This window comes from Faunimonas pinastri (assembly GCF_900110915.1).
Classification (GTDB): Bacteria; Pseudomonadota; Alphaproteobacteria; order Rhizobiales; family Afifellaceae; genus Faunimonas; species Faunimonas pinastri.
In genome coordinates, this window is record NZ_FOFG01000023.1 from 1 (window position 1) to 19,509 (window position 19,509).

The following is a 19,509-nucleotide window of genomic DNA, read 5'->3' on the forward strand; positions in this document are numbered from 1 at the left end:
TCGCTGAGATCGTAACGCGCCATCACCATGCTCCTCCCCGAACAGGTGAATCAGCCTTCGACCAGAAGCTCAACCCTTAATGAGTTCAGAACCTAGTGGCAGGCGAGACTGAAGGCGCCGCCTCCCAGTCCCGCTTCCCGCCCCAGTCCGGCTTCCCGCCTGAGGCCCTCCAGCAGCGAGGTGGCGTCGGACACGCAGGCCTCGATGTGACGCCTCAACCCCGCGACGTTCCCGGCCCGGAGATCGGCCTCGATATCCGGCTGGGAACGGGTCCACGCCAGAAGCGACTTGGCAGCCATCCGTCTCGCGAGCACCGGAGACGTCACCCGGATGTACTCCAGGAACTCCATCGTGTCGCCGAGGCGGATGAACTCGGCTGCAAACCGGGGCACACAAATCGGCTGCTGCGACGACGCACGGAGGGCCTGGACGAGCCTGTCCGCTTCGGTGGTGCAGTCTCTTATGTGGCGCGCGAAAACCAGAACGTCACCGTGCAGGAGCGCGTGGGCAACCTCCGGATCGCTTTCAGCGAAGTGACGGAAGGACTGCGCCATCAGTCGTGCCGAGCGCGTATCGGCATCAGCTTCGGCATAGTGCAGGAAACCAAGACATTCGTCGAGCAGCATCACTTCGACCGCCTCTGACGCGGGACAGAACTCTTTGATAGTCCAGCCTTATCATATCCGTATAGCGGGAGTAAATGCCTTCCGAAAATTAGAACCTCTCGCAATAATACGACACAGTGTAATATAAATACGCGGCTATATTGCAGTGCACCATAAAAAAGAGATCAATTCATTGAGACCAGTTCCACACCAGCTTTCGCGAAACTCTCCCGGGTCTCCTGAAGATCGCCAATTCCGCGGCAGGCATTTTCGACAACAACGGCCTCAAAAGCCTGAAGTCGGGCATCCAGCGCGGAGTAGCGGACGCAGTAGTCCAGCGCGAGACCAGCCAGGAACACCCGCTCCACACCGCGCCCGCGGAGATAGCCCGCAAGGCCGGTGGACGTCGCACGATCGTTTTCCTGAAACGCGGAGTAGCTGTCGACCCGCTCGTTCAGGCCCTTCCTGACGATCAACGTAGCCGGCACCGTTTCCAGATCGGGATGAAAGTCCGCGCCCCTCGTGCCCTGCACGCAATGGTCCGGCCAGAGCACCTGATCGCCGTAGAACATCTCGACCATATCGAAGGGTTGCCTGCCTTCGTGCGAGCTCGCGAAGGATCCGTGACTTGCCGGATGCCAGTCCTGCGTCAGGACCACGGTCCGGAAGCGGGGCATCAGCGCGTTGATGACGGGGACGACCGCATCGCCATCGGGCACCGCCAGCGCACCGCCGTTGCAGAAATCGTTCTGGACGTCGATGACGACCAGCGCGTCCGTGCTCTTGATGACCAAGCTTCCACCCTCCCCACGATCCTGCGGAATCCGACGGCTGCAGCCAGCCCGATAAAGCCATACCATGTTGCTTGTTTGTTCTCAAACAACAAAGAACCTCGATATGGATTCGGCGACCGGGAAGCGGCTTGCGAGATCTTCTTTCATTAGCCCGCCTCGGCGACCAAGGGGCCGGCCAAGGAGGCGACCAAGGGGTTGACCGGCCGGAAAGCGCCTTATGTTCCAGCACGAACCTTTCACGCCAGGAGCAGCATATGGAAATCCGGAATCTCGGAAAATCGGGCCTTCGCGTCTCGGCCGTCGGGCTCGGCTGCAACAATTTCGGCTGGCATATCGACGTCGAGCAATCGCGCGCGGTGGTGCACAAGGCGATGGATGCGGGCATCACCCTGCTCGACACGGCGGACATCTACGGCGATCCGCATGGTGCGTCCGAAAGTGCGCTGGGGCAGATCCTCGGCCCGCGCCGGGCGGATGTGGTGCTCGCCACCAAGTTCGGGGCCACCTTCGACGAGGAGAAGGGCCTGAAAGGCGGGGCGCGCCGCTACATCATGACGGCGGTGGAAAGCAGCCTGAAGCGCCTGAAGACCGACTGGATCGATCTCTACCAGCTGCACAGATTCGATCCGCTGACCCCGCAGGAAGAGACGCTGCGGGCGCTCGACGACCTCGTGACGCAGGGCAAGATCCGCTATTACGGCTGCTCCAACGTGCCGGCCTGGCGGGTAGTGGAGGCGCAGTGGACCGCGCGCGATCGCGGTTTCGCCGGCTATGTCTCGCTGCAGGACGAATACAGCCTCCTCGTGCGCGAGGCGGAGAGCGACCTGATCCCCATGGCGCAGGAATATGGCCTCGGCCTCCTGCCCTATTTCCCGCTGGCGAGCGGACTTTTGACCGGCAAGTACAGCCGCGACCGGAAGCCGGCGGACGACACGCGCTTCGCCAAGACGGCGCGGCTCGCCGACCGCTACATGACGGATGAAAATCTCGGCACGGTGGAGAAGCTCAAGGGCTTCGCCGAGGCGCGCGGCCATACGATGGTGGAGCTCGCCTTTTCCTGGCTCGCCGCCCAGCCGGCGGTTTCCAGCGTCATCGCCGGCGCCACGCGTCCGGAGCAGGTGGAGCAGAATGCCCGCGCCGCGGACTGGAAGCTTTCCGCCGAGGATCTTGCCGAGATCGACCACCTTTCCGGCAGGTCACGGGACTGAGACGTTTCCCGCGACTGAGTGGAGCGGCCGCAGGGCCGCTCCACTTTGCGAGCTTCGCAAGGCTCAGGTCTGCTCGCGCTCGATCCACTTATGGACACGCGGCGGCTCGTAGCCCGCGAGGCGGTCGAGCAGCGTGTCCGGATCGTTCTCCACGATCAGCATGTCGCGGTGCGGCTGCTTCATGAAGCCTTCCGCGACCTGGAAGTCGATGAATTCGAAAAGCCGGTCGTAGAACCCGGCCGTGTTCAGGAATCCCACGGGCTTGTGGTGGTAGCCGAGTTGCGCCCATGTCCAGGCTTCGAACATCTCTTCCATGGTGCCGGGCCCGCCGGGCAAAGTCACGAAGGCGTCGGAGCGGTCCGCCATCATCGCCTTGCGCTCATGCATGGAGCCGACGACGTGAAGCTCCGTCAGGCCCTTGTGGCCGAGCTCGCGGTTCATCAGCGCTTCCGGAATGATGCCGACCACCGAAGCACCGGCGGATAGCGACGCATCCGCCACCGCCCCCATCAGCCCGACATGGCCACCGCCATAGACAAGGCCGATGCCGCGCGCCGCCATGGCGGTCGCGAGCGCTCGCGCGCTATCGATGTATTCCTGCCGGAAGCCGGGACTGGAGCCGCAGAAGACGCAGATATTGCTGATCTCGACGCTCATGCCAGGTTCTTTCCGGCGCCGAGTTCGCCGAGGATACGCGCCCAGGAGCGCGTGCCGCCGTGGAAGGAGGAAAGATTGTACTTCTCGTTCGGCGAATGGATACGGTCGTCGTCGAGACCGAAGCCCACCAATACGGAATCCATTCCGAGGTGCCGCTTGAACTGGGTGACGATCGGGATCGACCCACCCATGGCGATCAGCGCGGCCTCCGTGTTCCACTCGTCGGAGAGCGCCTTGCGCGTCTTCTGGACGAAGTCGCTGTCGGTGGGCTGGCTGACGGCGCGGTCGCCGCCATGCGAGAGGAACGTCACCTTGCAATCCTCCGGCGCCCGTGCGGTGACGAAGGCGCGGAAGGCCGCGCGGATCTTGTCCGGGTCCTGCTCGCCGACGAGCCGGAACGACACCTTGGCGGAAGCCTTCGCGGGGATCACCGTCTTGGCGCCCTCGCCGATATAGCCGCCGACGATGCCGTTCACTTCCAGCGTCGGCCGCGACCAGATCTGCTCCAGCACGGAGCGATCCCGCTCGCCCGCCGGCACCGACAGGCCGACGCCGCCCAGGAACTCCGCCTGATCGAAGCCTAGACGGTCCCAGCTCGCCTTCTGCTCGTCGCTGAGCTCCGGCACGCCTTCGTAGAAATCGGGGATCTTGATGTGTCCGTTCTCGTCGCGAAGGTCGGCGAGGATGCGGGTCAGCACGTGGATCGGGTTGCGCGCGGCGCTACCGTAGAGACCGGAATGCAGGTCGCGGGAGGCCGCCTGGATGATGACTTCGTCATAGACGAGGCCGCGCAGCATGGTCGCGATCGCCGGCGTCTTCCGGTTCCACATATTGGTGTCGCAGACCAGCGCCACGTCGCGGGTCAGTTCCTTCGCATTGGCGGTGAGGAACGGGATCATGCTGGGGCTGGAGGATTCTTCCTCGCCCTCGAAGAGTACGGTGACGTTGACCGGCAGGCCGCCGGTTTCAGCGAACCAGGCGCGCGCCGCCTCCACAAAGGTCATCAGCTGGCCCTTGTCGTCGGCCGAGCCGCGCCCGACGATCCGCTTCTCGCCTTCCACCTCGGCCAGCGACGGTTCGAAGGGGCTCGTTTCCCAGAGATCCAGCGGATCGACCGGCTGCACGTCGTAATGGCCGTAGAAGAGGACATGCGGGGCGCCCTCGCCCGCGCCGGTATAATGACCGACGACCATCGGGTGCCCCTGCGTGTCGCGCACGGACGCCTCGAAGCCGACTTCGGACAGGGTGGCGGCGCACCATTCCGCGGCGCGGCGGCAATCCGCCTTGAAGGTCGGATCGGCTGAGATGGAGGGAATGCGCAGCAGCGAGAAGAGCCGGTCGAGGCTCTGGTCCAGATCTTCGTCAATGCGCTTCAGAACCCGCTCGAGATCGGCCATTCGGAACATCCTGCCTTTCGAAAATTCATCATCGGGCCCGACGCTGCGAGCCCTTGCTGCCACCGTCTTACAGGATCGGCGCGGGCGGGGACAATCGGAGGAAGCCGCATAAGCTGCTTGTCTTTTCACCCGACGTGCCGACTTATCGCGCAGAAAGCGAGCCTCTTGGAGACGGTCATGGACGAACTGATTCAGCGCATCACCCGCAATGTGGGCGTTGACGAGATGACGGCGCGCAGCGCGGTCACGGTGATCCTGTCCTTTCTCTATCGCGAGGGATCGGCGGAGAAGATGAGCGAGATCGCCGCGCGCATACCCGGCGCGGACGGCTTCATCGATCCGGAGCCGCAGAGTTCACCGGCCGGTGGCGGTGGCGGCCTTTTCGAGGTCTTCGGTGAGTTGCAGGCGCTCGGGCTGGACCTGCCGGAAATTCAGCCGATCGCCGAAGAAACCGTGGCGTTTCTCCGGGAAAAGGCCGGCGACCAGCCGGTCGACGACCTCCTGCAGGCCATCCCCGGGCTCAACCAGTTCCTCTGACGCAGGCCCCTTGAGGAATGTGTCGACTTTGGGGCGGATTCCAGGCTTAGCCACCACATACCCCCTAGCGAAGGCCGTGCTTCTGCCTTAGGGAAAGTTTCCCCTCCGGAGCCGGCATGCCGTCCTACTCGATCGCTGATATGGAGAGCGTTGGCGCTTTCTACGCCAGCAAGCTCAAAGCTGTTGGAATTCGTTCCACGACGGCCCTGCTCGCGCGGTCGGAAACGCCGAGGGCGCGCAAGCAGCTCGCCGAGGAGACGGGCATTCCGGAAAGCGATATCCTGCGCTGGGCCAATGTGGCCGATCTCATGCGCGTGCGCGGCATCGCCGTCGGCTATGCCGAACTGCTGCGCGCCGCCGGCGTCGATACGGTCAAGGCGCTGAAGCGGCGCAATCCCGCCAACGTCGTCGCCAAGATGACGGAGATGAACGACAGGATGCGTCTCGTGACGCTGCTGCCCAGCCAGCAGCGTGTCGCACGCTGGATCGACGAGGCGCAGATCCTCGAACCCATGATCAGCTACCGCGAGAAGAAGGCTTCCGCGCCGCGGCAGGACTGATCCGGCGCTGTCGTCCCCGTCCGGCCGCCAATCGCGGCCTTCAATCCTTCCTTAAACTGCCATAGGCTCTCATCCAGCCGGGAGATCCGTCGTCTCCCGCGAGCGGGCCGGGGCGGCATGGCGGATCTTGGAATTGCGTTCGGCATCTTCGTGCTTCTGGCGGGCGTTGTCCTGCTGACCCTCTGGGGCCAGCTTCGCCTTCCCGCCCGCCTTCGCAACAAGGAAACGCACGACGTCATCAAGCTCGGCGTCGGCATGGTGTCCGTGATGGCGAGCCTCGTACTCGGGCTCTTCGTCACCTCGGTGAAGGGTAGCTTCGATGCCGTCGATCGCGACGTACATCAATTCGCAACCCGCCTCATCCTCCTGGATACGACCTTGCGCGCCTATGGACCCGACGCCGAAGGCCAGCGCCAACAGCTGATCGGCTACACCGAGATGGTGCTGACGCGAACCTGGTCGCGCGCCGGGGATCTCTGGCTGGTGAAGGACGACCGGGCCTGGGGGATGCTGACCGACCTGGAACTGCATATCGACGACCTGGCGACCGGCACGCCGCGTCAGGCGAGCCTCGCCGCGCAGGCCCGTTCCGACGTGCAGCGTGTCATCGAGCAGCGCTGGACCCTGATCGCGGATGCGCAGGCAACCTTCTCCTCCTCGCTCCTGATCGTGCTGATCCTCTGGTTCGTCGTGATCTTCGCGAGCTTCGGCTACAATGCTCCGCCGAATGTTCTGGTGCTCGTCTCCCTGATGATCTGCGCCGCCGCGATCTCCAGTTCCATCTTCATGGTGCTGGAGATCGACGGGCCTTTCAGCGGCTTGATCCAGGTTTCTCCTCAACCGGTGGAGGATGTCCTGGCGAGCATGAAGGCATGAGTCTCTCGCTCACCCGACGCAGCATCGTGACGGGTGCCGCCCTCGTGCCGCTGGCCGCGACCGCCCGTGCCCAACCGGTCTGGTCAGGCGCGCTGGATGCGGGCACGCTCGGCGTCAGGTCCGGCGCGCCCGACCAGAACGCCGCCTTCACGAAGGCGCTCGCGGAGGCGCAGGCGCGCAAGCTGCCGCTGTTCCTTCCGCCCGGCCGCTACAGCGTCGCCGACATCGATCTGCCCGACGGCACGCAGTTGATCGGCGTGCCCGGCCGGAGCCGACTGGTCTTCACCGGCGGCCACTCGCTGCTCCGCGCCCGCCATGGCGCGCGGCTTCGCCTGCAAGGGCTCATACTCGACGGCGCGGGGCTGTCGATGGACGAGGATGGCGGCCTCCTCTACGCGGACGGAATCGCTTCGGTCGTGATCGAGGATTGCGAAGGCGTCGGCAGCGCGGCCTACGGCCTCGTGCTCGCCAGCAGCGCCGGCCGCATCGAGCGTTGCCGCATCGCCGGAACGCGAAGCGCGGGTATCCATATCAGGCAGTCCGCCGGCTTCTCGATCACCGATAACGTCCTCACCGATTGCGGTGACCGCGGCATCCTGATCTCGCGGGAGACGGAAAGCGACGACAACTCCATCGTGCGCGGCAACCGGATCGGCGACATTCCGGCGCGCTCCGGCGGCACCGGCCAGAACGGCAACGGCATCAATCTATCGAAGGCGAACGGCGTCATCATCACGGATAATCGCATCGACAACTGCGATTTCTCCGCCATCCGCGCCTTCTCGTCCGACAACGTGCAGATCATCGGCAACCAGGCGACGCGCTCGGGCGAAAAGGCGCTTTACGTCGAGTTCGCCTTCGAGGGCGCTGTGGTCTCCAACAACATCGTGGACGATGCGGGATTCGGCATCTCCTTCGCCAATCTCAAGGATTATGGTGGGCACCTCGCCGTCTGTTCCGGCAATCTGGTCCGCAACATCCATGGCGGCACCCGCCTGCCGACGGATGATCCGACTACCGGCATCGGCGTCGGAGCCGGGATCGGTGGCGAGGCGGATCTCGCCATCACCGGCAACGTCATCGAAAACGCGCGGCAGGGCCTGAACCTCGGCTTCGGCCCCTATCTCCGCGACATCACAGCCACCGGCAATGTCATCCGCAAGACGGAGATCGGCATTGCCGCATCGGTGGTCGAAGGCGCCGGCCAGGCGCTGATTGCCGACAACCTCATCTCCGGCGCCAGCAAGGCCGCCATCGTCGGCTCCCGCTGGACGGAGGTCGCGACCGGCGATCTCACAAAAGCCGGCGCGGAGAACGCCCCTAACCTCCTGCTCGCCAACAACCGCGTCAGCTAAGAAGCCTGATCTTACGGCGTGCGCGGGATTATCCCCGCTGCCGTAAAACCGCCGTCGACGGCAATCACCTGCCCGTTGATGTAGCTCGCTTCCGCGCCGAGCAGGAAGCGGACGACGCCGGCGACTTCCTCCGGCTCGCCGTAACGCCGCTCCGGCAGGTGGTCGCGCCAGAGTTTCCGCGTGTCGGAGTGATGGTTCATGCGAATGGAGAAGGTCTCGATCGCCCCGCAGGCGATGGCGTTGACGCGAATGGCCTTGGGCGCGAGTTCCACCGCCATTGCGCGGGTCATGGCGATCACCCCGCCCTGCGACGCGGCATAGGCGACCTCGCCGAAATTGCCGCGCAGGCCGGAAATGGAGGAAACATTGACGATGGCCCCCGCCTCGCCCATCCGCATCACGGCGGCGCGGCTGGCGACGAAGGCGCCCGTCAGGTTGATCTCCACCGTTTCGCGGAAAAGCTCCGCACCGGTCCGCTCGAACAGCTCCTGCGGCATGACGCGGGCGCAGTTCACCAGCCCCCCCAGCGGCCCGGAGGCTTCCACCGCTTCGTCGAGCGCGGTGTCCACGGCTTCCTCGTCGGTGATGTCGGTCTGGAAGAAAAGGGCTTCGTGCCCGGCCAGGACCTCGTCGGCCTCGCTGATCGCCTCGCGACTGGCATCGAGGACGGAAACCTGCCAGCCATCGGCCAGCAGCAGGTCCGCGCAGGCGAGCCCGATACCCGAGGCACCGCCGGTGATCACGACATGCCGCCTCATGACCGGCCCGCCCTGTGCCGTTCCGTTCGCCGCCAGCCCTCTGAAATCCGCATGAACCCTGCCCCGTTGCCCGCGCCATCTTTCGATAAACGGCGCCGGTCCGCAATGAGGCTATCCCCGCGGAGGTAAAGAGCTCACAAAGACTGGGAATCAGACGGCGAGCGTCGCGCCTGTCCGATCGGATTCGAAGCAGAGGTCGAGAACGTGCTGCAATTCGGTGGCGCGCAGGAAGCTCGGCTCCAGCGTCTCGCCTGTCCGCACGGCCTCGATGAAGCTCTGGTAGGTGCCCTGCACTGGCGGACACTCGACTTCTCGCCATGTCTGCGTATGCACGTCGTCGACCGCGCAAAGCCGCAACGTCTGCGCCTCGCTCTCGAACTCGATTTCCAGCGCGCCCTTGGTCCCGAAGATCGCGACCTTCTGGGCATTTGCATAGCCCGTCGCCCAGCGACTCGCGTGGATGGTGCCGATCGCGCCGCCATCGAAGCCGACGGACATGACGAACGACTCGTTCGCGTCGAGATCGTAGCCGGAGATCTGGCCGACCTCTCCCTTGAGGAAGCTCTTCATACGGCAATTGATGGAGACGGGTTTCTGCCCCGCGACGAAGGAGGCGAAATCCAGGATGTGGATACCGACGTCTCCCAGCACGCCCTTGCTGCCATGCGCTTCGGAAAGCCGCCAAAGCCAGCGCTCCTCTGTCTGCCAGTCGCCCCAGTGCGAGCCCACGAGCCAGCTCTGGAGATAGGCGGCATCGACGTGACGGATCACGCCGAGTTCGCCGGCTTCCACCAGCTGCCGCGCCTTCTGCATCACCGGCAGGCCGCGGTAGCGCAGGTTCACCATGGCGACCACGCCCTTTTCGCCGGCGGCCTGCGTCATCGCGGCGGCAAGCGGATAGGTCGGCGCCAGCGGCTTCTCGCAGAAGACCGGTACCCCCGCCTCGATCAGCTTCATGGTCGTTGGATAATGCACCGCGTCCGGCGTCACATTTGCGGCGGCATCGAACTCGCCCCATGCGATCGCCTCGTCCAGATCGGTGAATCCCTTGGGAATGGAGTGCATCTCGCAGAAGGTCGCGAGCCGGTCCGGCATTATTTCCACGGCGGCGGTCAGCGTGCAGCCCTCCGTGGAGGCGAACTCCATCGCATGGCGGTGCGCCATGTTGCCGGTGCCGAGAATGAGCATCCGCACCATCAGCGATACCCCGCCTGGCCGGCGTGGTGCAGCCGCGGTCCCTTGGTCTCCAGCTTCTCCGGCGCGCTTTCGACCGGCACGTTGGGCGCCTCTTCCACGAGCTTCCAGCGCGGGGCCGGATTGTGCGCCCATTTCACGGCATTGCGCAGCACCGTGCGGACCTGCTGGTTGTGATAGGTCGGATAGGTCTCGTGGCCCGGCCGGAAATAGAAGATCCTGCCGCCGCCGCGCTGCCACGTCGCGCCGGAGCGGAACACCTCGCCGCCCTCGAACCAGGACATAAAGACCGTCTCCATCGGCTCGGGAATCGCAAAGGGCTCGCCATACATTTCCTCGTTCGGCAGATCGAGCCGGTCGCCGATTCCCTGCACGATCGGGTGGTTGGGGTTGACCACCCAGAGCCGCTCCCGCTCGCCCGCCTCCCGCCATTTCAGGCTGCACGGCGTTCCCATCAGGCGGCGGAAGATCTTGGAGAAGTGCCCGGAGTGAAGCACGATCAGCCCCATGCCCTGATGGACATGGTTGGCGACCCGCTCCACGACCTCGTCGGCGACCTGGCTGTGCGCCGCATGGCCCCACCAGAGCAGCACGTCGGTAGCGGCAAGACGCGCCTCCGTCAGTCCGTGCTCCGGCTCCTGCAAGGTTGCGGTTTCCGCCAGGATCCCGGGATCGCCGCGCAGCCCGGTCGCGATCGCCTCGTGCATCCCGTCGGGATAGACGCCCCGAACGATCTCGTTGGTATGCTCGTGGACGTTCTCACCCCAGACAAGAGCGCGGACAGGCATGTCGATCTCCTCACTTCCGTGTGGAGTTCAACGTTTCCAGCCAGCGACCGATCCGTGCCAGGGCCTCGTCGAGCACCTCATTCTTCTTGCAGAAGCAGAGACGGAGGAACCGGTCCGGCGCGTCGGAACCGTAAAAGGCCGAAACAGGCACGGCCGTGACGCCCGCCTCGATCGTCATGCGGCGCGCCAGCGTGACGTCGTCACCCTCCAGCCCGAGCGGTGCGGTGTCGAGCGTCAGGAAATAGGTGCCGGCCGATTCCATCACGCCGAAACCAAGCTTCCGGCACCCATCCGCGAGCCGGTCCCGCTTGGCCTGGAGGTCGGCGGAAAGATCGGTGAAATAGGAGAGATCCTTGCGCAGCGCATGGGCTATGGCGAGCTGCAGGTTCGGCGGCGTGGTGAACGTGGCGAACTGATGCGCCTTGGCGACGGGATCGAGAAGCGCGGGGGCGGCGGTGACGTAGCCGATCTTCCAACCCGTCAGCGAAAAGCTCTTGCCTGCCGAGCCGATGGCGACCGTGCGCTCCCGCATCCCCGGAACGGTCAACATGGAAATATGGCGGTGACCTGCGAAAACGAGGTGCTCGTACACCTCGTCGGCGATGACATAGGCATCGAACTCCTGCGCGAGCCCGGCGATCAGTTCCAGTTCCTCCGATGTAAAGACCTTGCCCGCCGGATTCATGGGGTTGTTGATGATGATCGCCTTTGTCCGCGCGGAAAAGGCAGCCCGCAGCGCGTCCGGGTCGAGCTTCCATTGGGGCGGAGTGATCCGTACGCGACGAGCGATACCCCCTGCCCGTTCCACCAGCGGCATGTAGCAATCGTAGAGCGGCTCGATCATCACGACCTCGTCGCCCTCTTCCACCAGCGCGTTGATCGCGTCGGAAAGGGCCTCCGTCGCACCGGAGGTGATCAGCACTTCCGTCTCTGGATCGACCCGGATGCCCTGAAAACGGTCCCAGGCTTCGGCCACCGCCGCGCGAAGTTCCGGAACGCCCAGCATGCGGGGATACTGATTGGGCCCGGATATCAGGATCTCAGCGGCCTCGCGCCTGATGTCCTCAGGTCCATCGACGTCGGGAAAGCCCTGGCCGAGGTTGATCGCCCCATATTGGGCCGCCAATCGGCTCATTTCCTCGAAGATGGTGGTGGGAAGTCCGGTGTAGACGCTGTTTGTCGACTTCATAATGACCATATTGCATGCGGCCGGGACTGGTGAACGCCAGCCTTTGCCCAATCCGAATGCGGTGTACGCTCAATTCGCCGGCAGTAAAGGTCGGGGGCCATGGTGCAATGCAACTATAACCTCGGCGAAATCAGGAGCCGGGGAATGCTCACCTCGCAAGAAGCAAGACAAGATGCAGATCAAGGCACAGATCAGCAAACGAACGAGCCTGAATTCAAGCAGAAATGCAGACTATTTCTGCCGCTTGTCTCTCGTTAATCCAAGTTAACGAGTGGTAACCGCCATCATTCAAAAAGGTTCCACACCGCCAGAAGACTCACCAAACCACACTCGTGGCGAAAATGTGTCGAAAACCGCCCTGGAGATTCGTTCCATGAGACTCCAGTGACTTTGCGATCACAAAAACGAGAGCTCCTGTTCTTGCCCTTGTGTCTTTGCGGTCACAGACAGACCGGGGAACCGGTGCTACATAAGCGTCATCGAACATCGAACTCTCGGTGAGACAAATGAAGAAGATCCTCCTCCTCTCCGCCGCTGCAACGGCTCTCCTCGGTGGCACTGCTTTCGCTGCTGACCTTCCGATGCACGAAACCGCTCCGGCTCCGGTCGCTGCCGTTGTGCAGCCCTTCAACTGGACCGGCTTCTACGCTGGTATCCAGGCTGGCTACGCTTTCGGCGGTGACGATCATGCCCGCTACAACGTCGCTGGCGTCCCGGACGTCAGCCTGAGCCCCGAGGGCTTCGTTGGCGGTGGTCACATCGGCTACAACTTCGCGCCGAACTTCCTGACCAACATGATCGGCTCCAGCTTCCTGATCGGCGTCGAAGGCGACATCGAATACGCTGACGTCGACGACAGCGGCACGAACACTGCCGGCCTGGGCGCTTACGCCAAGTCGCAGATCAACTGGCAGGCGTCCATGCGCGGCCGTCTCGGCTGGACCTGGGATCGCTTCCTCGTGTACGCCACGGGTGGTGCTGCTTACGCTGACGTCGACGTCCGCGGTGGCGACCTCTTCGGCAACACCGTCAAGAAGAGCGACGACGCTTGGGGCTACACCGTCGGTGGCGGTCTCGAGTACGCTCTCTCGGATCACCTGACGACCCGCGTCGAATACCGCTACACGGACTTCGGCGATGTCAAGGCCAACCTCGGCGGCGGCGTCCGCGAGAAGGTCGACCTGGACACCCACGCTGTCCGCGCTGCGATCAGCTACAAGTTCTAATCAACCCCCACCGGGTTGATCTGGACACGCCCGGGCTTCGGCCCGGGCGTTTTTCGTTCATGGGACCGCCCGCCGGATGCGACAGCCGCATCGTTCTCCTATCTATAGGGAGCGGGTTTCAGGTTGAAATTCTCATGTCCAAACTGCGTGCCACTGCCGTTGGATTCAGCCTGCTGGCCCTTTCAGGCCTGGGTTACATCCAGGGACCCAAGCTATTCGATCGGGCTTTCGCGGCTGCCGGGCAACAGCAATTCGTCGATCCGACCAAACTCCCGTCGCGGATCGCTCGCCTGCCTGTCATCCTGGAGGAGCCGGCGGGACGTCCGAAAGCCATCGTCCTGTTTCTCTCCGGCGACGGCGGCTGGCGGGGCATCGACGAATCCATCGCCTCCGCCCTCGCCCGCCAGGGCTATCTGGTCGCCGGGCTGGACAGCGTCATCTATTTCGACAAACGCCACTCGCCCGATGGCGTCGCGCGCGATTCCGCCCGCATCCTTTCCGAGCTCCGTCGCCGCTACGGCGTCCACGATTATGTTCTGGCCGGCTACTCCTTTGGTGCCGATGTCCTTCCTTTCGTGGAAAGACGCCTGCCGGAGTTCCAGAAGCGCGATCTGCGTCTGACGGTGTTGATCGGGGCTTCGCCGACGGCCGATTTCTGGCTCGGTTACGGAAAGCTCTTCAAGTCCTTCGGGGTTGCGGAGGCGCCGACTCGCCCTGAGATCGCGGCCCTCGGCCCGGTTCGCCTCGCCTGCTTCTATGGAGCGGAGGAAGACGGCTCACTTTGCCCGTCTCTCAAGGGGCCGAATATCTCGTCGATCGCACTGCCCGGAAGCCATCATTTCAACGGCGACTACGACCTTCTGGCCCGGCGCATCACGGCTTTGCTCCAGTAAGCCGCGCGACTCACCTCTTCCAGCTGCTCCCGCCCCCTCGAACAAAGGCCGCGCCCGCCTAGTTAACTCCCGAAGCGCCGCTTCAGCGGTGCGATTCCAGGGAGATGAGTATGGAATATCGCCAGCTCGGCCGATCCGGCCTGAGAGTTTCCGTCCTGACGATGGGCACCATGACCTTCGGCGGAAAAGGCAATTTCGGTAAGGTAGGCTCGACGGACGTCGACGGCGCCCGCAGGCAGCTCGATCTCTGCGCCGAAGCAGGGGTCAATTTCATCGATACGGCCGACGTTTATTCGCAAGGCGCCTCTGAGGAAATCCTGGGCGAAGCGCTGGAGGGGCGTCGCGACAAGTTCCTGGTCGCAACCAAGGTTCGATTCTCCATGGGGAAGCGGCCGAACGATGCCGGTCTTTCGCGGCATCATATCGTCGCCGCGTGCGAAGCGAGTCTTCGCCGGCTGAAAAGCGACCACATCGACCTTTATCAGGTCCATCAATGGGACGGGCAGACGCCGCTCGAGGAAACCGTGGAGGCGCTGGATACGCTGGTTCGCTCCGGCAAGGTCCGCTACATCGGCGCGTCCAACTATTCCGGCTGGCACCTGATGAAGGCGCTGGGCGTTCAGGACCGCACGCATTCGGTCAGATTCGTATCGCAGCAGATCCACTACACGCCGCAGGCGCGTGAGGCGGAATACGAACTCGTGCCGATCGCGTTGGACCAGGGCCTCGGGATTCTGGTCTGGAGTCCGCTGGCCGGGGGCCTGCTTTCCGGCAAATATCGTCGCGGTCAGACGGAGCCGGAAGGCACGCGGCGCGTCAACCAATGGAACGAACCGCCGATCCGCGACGAAAACAAGCTCTACGACATCGTCGATGCGCTGGTGGAAATCGCGGGTGCTCGCGGCGTTTCACCGGCGGAGATCACGCTGGCCTACATCCTGACCCGCCCGGCCGTGAGTTCGCTCATCATCGGGGCGCGGACCGAAGAGCAGTTGCAGACGAATCTCAGGGCGGCCGAGATCAAGCTGACGGATGAGGAGCGCCGGAAGCTCGACGATGTCAGCGCGCCGCCCTTGATCTACCCCTATTGGCATCAGGCGCAGACCGCATCGGACCGGCTCGGCCCGGCCGATCTTTCGCTGCTAGGGGCGACCGTCGCGAAGAAATCCTGAGGCATATCGAGACCGGGACCCGCGTTTACGCGGTTCCCGCCGCCTCGTCGATTTTCGAGACCTCCCAATGAAAACCGGAACAGACCAGGCTGCCGGCGCCGGCTCGCTCCTGCCGCTGAAGGGGTGATTCTCCCTTCCTCACGAAACGGAGACGGAAGTGCAGATTCATGTTTCGAAACCCTTCTTAACTCCTTGTTTCGGCGAATTATTCACCGGTCCTCTGGTCATCCGCAGGGGTTGCGCCAGCGGCTCGGGCCGGCCCCGGAAACTCTGATCGGCCCGCCTCGGTCCGCCGGCGACGTTTATTGCGCTGGAGCTCCGAGGCGCGGACATAAATTCGTTGGCTCGCGGCGCGGAATGGACCATTGTCCGCCGCGAGTTGGAAGGGTGACGCCCCGTCGTTTCGGCGGGCGGTCGCCTTATGCCGTCTCACCATCAGCACAAGAGGTTTGGACATGTCGAACCAGGTCAAACGCATCGCCGTCACGGGCGCCGCCGGGCAGATCTGCTACTCCCTTCTTTTCCGCATCGCCAATGGTGACGTCTTCGGGCCGGACCAGCCGGTCGCCCTCCAGCTTCTCGATCTCCCGCAGGCGCAGAACGCGGTTCGCGGCGTGGTGATGGAGCTTGAGGACTGCGCTTTCCCGCTGCTGCGGGACGTGACGATCACCGACGATCCCAAGACCGCCTTCCGCGACATCGACGCCGGCTTCTTCGTGGGTTCGCGTCCCCGGTCCAAGGGCATGGAACGTCGCGACCTGCTTTCGGCCAATGCCGAGATCTTCCGCGTGCAGGGCCAGGCGCTGAACGAAGCCGCCAAGCGCGACGCCAAGGTGATCGTGGTCGGCAATCCCGCCAACACCAACGCGATGATCCTCGCCGCCAACGCTCCGGACTTCCCGACCGCCAACGTCACCGCGATGGTGCGCCTCGACCACAACCGCGCGCTGACTCAGCTGGCCAAGAAGGCCGGCGTGAAGGTCGACGAGATCAAGAAGTTCGTGGTTTGGGGCAATCACTCCCCGACGATGTTCGCCGACTGGACGCATGCCGAGGTCAACGGCCGGAAGCTGCCGGAGATCATCGGCGACGATAGCTGGTACCGCGAGACGCTGATCCCGGAAGTCGCTCGTCGCGGCACCGCGATCATCGAGGCGCGCGGCGCGTCCTCGGCCGCTTCGGCCGCAAACGCCGCGATCGACCACATGCATGACTGGATCCACGGCAGCAACGGCGACTGGGTGTCGATGGCCGTCAGCTCCGACGGCTCCTACGGCATTCCCGAGGGCCTGATGGCCGGCGTTCCCGTCATCTGCAAGGACGGCTCCTACGAGCGCGTCACTGGCGTGCCGGTCGACGGCTTCGCCCGCGAGATGCTGGACCGCACGGTCGGCGAGCTGACGGAAGAGCGCGAAGCCGTTTCCGCACTCCTCTAGGCCTCGCATGCTTTCGTGCCGGCGGCCCCTCAGGGGCCAGCCGCCGGCACGGAAAACAAGGAAGAGTTGTCTCGCCTCTCGTAAGTTCCTGAAAAGGTCTGCCCGCTAAAAGCTGCGGAAACGGCGAACAGCGCAGTGTGTTCGCCTGTATTTCGCTGGGGGGCAGCATGATCAGGGTGAAGCAGGCAATCTTGGGCGTCGTCATACTTGTGGCGCTCTGGCTCGCATTGACGAGCTACTACACGATCGACGCGACCGAACGCGGCGTGCTGCTGCGCACCGGCGCGATCGTCGGGGAAGAACAGCCGGGCCTGCATTTCAAGATGCCCTGGCTGGAAACCGTGAAGATCCTGCCGGTCTCGACGCAGATCCTGACGCTGGACAAGATGGAAGCCTACAGCTCCGACCAGCAGCCGGCCGATATCCGCATCTCCACCACCTTCCACCTCGATCCCGGCAAGATCAGTCAGATCTATGCGGAGTACCAGACGGCGGCGAATGTCGAGGCGCGGCTCGTCGCTCCGCGCATCCAGCAGCAGTTCAAGAACATCTTCGGGCAATTCACCGCCCAGCAGGCGATTCAGGAGCGCGCCAGCCTGAATGCCAAGGTCTATGACGCACTCGCCAAGACGCTGAACGGGACGGTGGTCCTGGAAGGCATCCAGATCGAGGACATCACCTTCAGCCCGCAATATGTGCAATCGATCGAACAGCGGATGCAGGCGCAGATTGAGGTGGAAAAGCTGCAGCAGAACGCGCAGCGCGAAAAGGTGCAGGCGCAGATCACCGTGACGCAGGCGCAGGCCGCGGCCGATGCCGTTCGTGCCACCGCCGATGCCGACGCCTATGCCACGCAGAAACGCGGCGAAGCGGAGGCCGCCGCGATCAAGGCACGCGGCGACGCACTTCGCGACAATCCCGGCCTCGTCGCCCTGCAGAGCGTGGAGAAATGGGACGGCCGGCTTCCGGTACAGATGGTGCCGGCCTCGGCGTTACCGTTCCTCAACCTTCCAGGCCCGCCATCGGCGCACGAGGCCGACCGCTGAACGGCGAAGCCTTACGCCCGACGCAATCCTGACGCACGCCACCTGTCCGGCCTATATTGAGAGCCGAGCGTTTCAACCCGGCGCGATGGCGAGCCCTGTCGCAGGCCATGATCTCGACGGAGCCCCGAATGAAACCCATCGCACTTGCGATCCATGGCGGCTGCGGCGTCATGGCCCAGACCGGTCTCAGCCAGCAGGAGTGGGAAGAGGCACGCGCCGATCTTGCCAGCGCCTTGCGCGCGGGATGGGTCGTCCTCTCCAAGGGTGGCCGGGCGCTGGATGCCGTGCAGGCCGCGGTGATCGTGCTGGAGGATTCTCCGCACTTCAATGCCGGCCACGGCGCCGCGCTGAACGCGGAGGGCGAGCACGAGCTCGATTCCGCCATCATGGACGGAGCGACGCTCGCGGCCGGCTCGGTTTCCGCGGTGCGGCGCATCCGCAATCCCGTGAAGGCGGCCCGCGCTTTGCTGGAGGACGGTAGTCTCCTGATGCTCACCGGCCCGGCGGCCGACCGCTACGCCGAGGAGCACGGGCTGGAGATCGTCAGCCCCGATTACTTCACCACGCAGCGCCGCACCGACACGCTGAAGACCATGCAGGCCCATGAGCGCGCGGGCACCGCCGCGTCAGCGAGCGAGGCGGAGAAGCACGGGACAGTCGGTGCCGTGGCCCTTGATTCGGCCGGTCATCTCGCCGCCGCGACCTCCACCGGCGGCTACACCAACAAGCCGGCGGGCCGGGTCGGCGACAGCCCCATCATCGGGGCCGGCACCTATGCCCGCGACGGCGCATGCGCGGTGTCCGGGACCGGCCAGGGCGAGTTCTTCATCCGCCATGTGGTGGGTCACGAGATCGCCAGCCGCATCGACTACCTCGACGAGTCGCTGGAACATGCGGCAGGCAAGCTGATCCACCTCGACCTCGCCCGCTACAATATCGGCGCGGGCCTCGTCGCGGTCGACGCGAAGGGCAACATCGCGGCTCCCTTCAATACCGACGGGATGTTCCGGGGCTGGATCACGCCGGACGGCGACCTTTCCGTCGCCTCCCACCGGGAAGTCTTCTTCGTGGAGCGGCTGCGCTAGGCGGCACTCCACGCATGACCGGACGGGCTTCTGCCACATCTGCGCAATGGCCGCCTTCGACGCAGAGTTCGGCGCCGGTGGTGAGCTGCTCTCGTCGTTGGCAAGAAAAAGCGCGGTTCCTCGGGCCTCCCGAGACGGCCGCGGGGGATGAGGCCGGTCAGCGCCGCGCGGACCTCGTCCGACGTGGACCCCATCATCCCAGTGTCGGTCAGACCGGGGCTGACGCCATTGACCCGGATGCCCCAGACCACCACGCGCTCGTTCGCCCATGTGCGGGCGGAAGAGCGGGCGGCCGCCTTGCTGACGCTGCAGACGCGGTCACCCTTCGTGCCCACGAACGTCGGCGATGAGAGCACGATCGACCCGCCGGACTGCATCAGGTCGGGCGCGCCTTGTGCCGCCAAGACGAGCAAGGGGGCGTTCAGTCCGAATACCTGATCGAGATGATCTTCGCGGATGGTATCCAGCGTGGCGCATTCGGAGGTGCCGTCATTGATCACAAGATGCCGATCCGCCCCTCCTCCGAACGGATCTTCGCGAAATCCTGCGTCAGGTCGCCGACGTCGCCCGCATCGGCACGAATGGCGCGGATCTCGCCCTCGCCCTCAAGCGGCTCGTACGGCTGGTCGCGTACATAGCCGCTCCTTCCGCGGCGAAGTGTTTCGAGATCGCGCCGCCGATTCCGCTGCCTCCGCAATAACCACCGCGACCTTGTCATCCACCTGAGTGGATC

General features: G+C 64.4%; 21 protein-coding genes. 11 read left to right on the forward strand and 10 right to left on the reverse strand.

The features are described 5' to 3' along the window. Window positions 1-92 precede the first annotated feature (92 nt). Complete coding sequence (locus BMY25_RS20575) at window positions 93-626, reverse strand: hypothetical protein (protein WP_143062047.1); 534 nt, start codon at window positions 624-626, stop codon at window positions 93-95. Between the two features lie 164 nt (window positions 627-790). Then, a complete protein-coding gene (pncA, locus tag BMY25_RS19015) occupies window positions 791-1,399 on the reverse strand; it encodes a bifunctional nicotinamidase/pyrazinamidase (RefSeq protein WP_238858430.1) in 609 nt (202 codons plus the stop codon). A 254-nt stretch (window positions 1,400-1,653) separates the two neighbouring features. Between pncA and BMY25_RS19020 the strand changes: the two genes are divergently transcribed. Then, window positions 1,654-2,607 carry an aldo/keto reductase gene (locus BMY25_RS19020; RefSeq protein ID WP_092499628.1) on the forward strand — a complete coding sequence of 318 codons (954 nt, stop codon included), beginning with the start codon at window positions 1,654-1,656 and terminating at the stop codon, window positions 2,605-2,607. A 63-nt stretch (window positions 2,608-2,670) separates the two neighbouring features. Here BMY25_RS19020 and BMY25_RS19025 read toward each other — a convergent pair whose 3' ends face one another. Continuing rightward, the gene (locus BMY25_RS19025) at window positions 2,671-3,264 is read right to left on the reverse strand and encodes an LOG family protein (protein ID WP_177176954.1); all 594 of its coding nucleotides are present in this window, start codon (window positions 3,262-3,264) and stop codon (window positions 2,671-2,673) included. Next, entirely contained in the window at window positions 3,261-4,661 is a 1,401-nt protein-coding gene (locus BMY25_RS19030; protein WP_092499630.1) for a dipeptidase, read from the reverse strand. The genes BMY25_RS19025 and BMY25_RS19030 overlap by 4 nt, the downstream gene beginning before the upstream one ends. Before the next feature lie 177 nt (window positions 4,662-4,838). Between BMY25_RS19030 and BMY25_RS19035 the strand changes: the two genes are divergently transcribed. From BMY25_RS19035 to BMY25_RS19050, 4 genes are all read left to right on the forward strand, one after another. Continuing rightward, complete coding sequence (locus tag BMY25_RS19035; protein ID WP_092499676.1) at window positions 4,839-5,198, forward strand: hypothetical protein; 360 nt, start codon at window positions 4,839-4,841, stop codon at window positions 5,196-5,198. A 116-nt stretch (window positions 5,199-5,314) separates the two neighbouring features. Next, window positions 5,315-5,758 carry a DUF4332 domain-containing protein gene (locus BMY25_RS19040; protein WP_092499632.1) on the forward strand — a complete coding sequence of 148 codons (444 nt, stop codon included), beginning with the start codon at window positions 5,315-5,317 and terminating at the stop codon, window positions 5,756-5,758. Window positions 5,759-5,875: 117 nt separating this feature from the next. Beyond that, a complete protein-coding gene (locus BMY25_RS19045) occupies window positions 5,876-6,634 on the forward strand; it encodes a bestrophin-like domain (RefSeq protein ID WP_092499634.1) in 759 nt (252 codons plus the stop codon). Then, window positions 6,631-7,989, forward strand: a complete 1,359-nt coding sequence (locus tag BMY25_RS19050; RefSeq protein ID WP_092499636.1) for a TIGR03808 family TAT-translocated repetitive protein — start codon at window positions 6,631-6,633, stop codon at window positions 7,987-7,989. Before BMY25_RS19045 ends, BMY25_RS19050 begins: the two co-directional genes overlap by 4 nt. An 11-nt stretch (window positions 7,990-8,000) precedes the next feature. On the opposite strand, the gene BMY25_RS19055 is transcribed toward BMY25_RS19050, so the two are convergent. The 4 genes from BMY25_RS19055 to BMY25_RS19070 form a co-directional block, all read right to left on the reverse strand. Further along, window positions 8,001-8,747 carry an SDR family NAD(P)-dependent oxidoreductase gene (locus BMY25_RS19055; protein WP_092499638.1) on the reverse strand — a complete coding sequence of 249 codons (747 nt, stop codon included), beginning with the start codon at window positions 8,745-8,747 and terminating at the stop codon, window positions 8,001-8,003. Window positions 8,748-8,897: 150 nt separating this feature from the next. Further along, window positions 8,898-9,941: a Gfo/Idh/MocA family protein gene (locus tag BMY25_RS19060; RefSeq protein ID WP_092499678.1), complete on the reverse strand. Its 1,044-nt coding sequence runs from the start codon at window positions 9,939-9,941 to the stop codon at window positions 8,898-8,900. 2 nt (window positions 9,942-9,943) lie between these two features. Next, entirely contained in the window at window positions 9,944-10,729 is a 786-nt protein-coding gene (locus BMY25_RS19065; protein WP_092499640.1) for a ThuA domain-containing protein, read from the reverse strand. Window positions 10,730-10,739: 10 nt separating this feature from the next. Continuing rightward, window positions 10,740-11,918: an aminotransferase gene (locus BMY25_RS19070; protein ID WP_092499680.1), complete on the reverse strand. Its 1,179-nt coding sequence runs from the start codon at window positions 11,916-11,918 to the stop codon at window positions 10,740-10,742. A gap of 506 nt (window positions 11,919-12,424) precedes the next feature. Between BMY25_RS19070 and BMY25_RS19075 the strand changes: the two genes are divergently transcribed. The 6 genes from BMY25_RS19075 (at window position 12,425) to BMY25_RS19100 (ending at window position 18,776) form a co-directional block, all read left to right on the forward strand. Then, complete coding sequence (locus tag BMY25_RS19075; protein WP_092499642.1) at window positions 12,425-13,144, forward strand: outer membrane protein; 720 nt, start codon at window positions 12,425-12,427, stop codon at window positions 13,142-13,144. 134 nt (window positions 13,145-13,278) lie between these two features. Then, entirely contained in the window at window positions 13,279-14,037 is a 759-nt protein-coding gene (locus tag BMY25_RS19080; RefSeq protein WP_177176955.1) for an AcvB/VirJ family lysyl-phosphatidylglycerol hydrolase, read from the forward strand. A 110-nt stretch (window positions 14,038-14,147) separates the two neighbouring features. Continuing rightward, on the forward strand, window positions 14,148-15,209 hold the full coding sequence (locus BMY25_RS19085; protein ID WP_092499646.1) for an aldo/keto reductase: 1,062 nt from the start codon (window positions 14,148-14,150) through the stop codon (window positions 15,207-15,209). Between the two features lie 455 nt (window positions 15,210-15,664). Further along, complete coding sequence (locus BMY25_RS19090; RefSeq protein ID WP_092499648.1) at window positions 15,665-16,645, forward strand: malate dehydrogenase; 981 nt, start codon at window positions 15,665-15,667, stop codon at window positions 16,643-16,645. 167 nt (window positions 16,646-16,812) lie between these two features. After that, window positions 16,813-17,691: a prohibitin family protein gene (locus tag BMY25_RS19095; RefSeq protein ID WP_092499650.1), complete on the forward strand. Its 879-nt coding sequence runs from the start codon at window positions 16,813-16,815 to the stop codon at window positions 17,689-17,691. Window positions 17,692-17,819: 128 nt separating this feature from the next. Then, window positions 17,820-18,776, forward strand: coding sequence for an isoaspartyl peptidase/L-asparaginase family protein (locus tag BMY25_RS19100; RefSeq protein WP_092499652.1), 957 nt, complete (start codon window positions 17,820-17,822; stop codon window positions 18,774-18,776). On the opposite strand, the gene BMY25_RS21260 is transcribed toward BMY25_RS19100, so the two are convergent. Both BMY25_RS21260 and BMY25_RS21265 read right to left on the reverse strand, forming a co-directional pair. Continuing rightward, complete coding sequence (locus BMY25_RS21260) at window positions 18,773-19,276, reverse strand: SDR family oxidoreductase (RefSeq protein ID WP_238858431.1); 504 nt, start codon at window positions 19,274-19,276, stop codon at window positions 18,773-18,775. The genes BMY25_RS19100 and BMY25_RS21260 overlap by 4 nt on opposite strands. After that, entirely contained in the window at window positions 19,273-19,473 is a 201-nt protein-coding gene (locus BMY25_RS21265) for a hypothetical protein (RefSeq protein WP_238858432.1), read from the reverse strand. The genes BMY25_RS21260 and BMY25_RS21265 overlap by 4 nt, the downstream gene beginning before the upstream one ends. Between the last annotated feature and the right edge of the window lie 36 nt (window positions 19,474-19,509).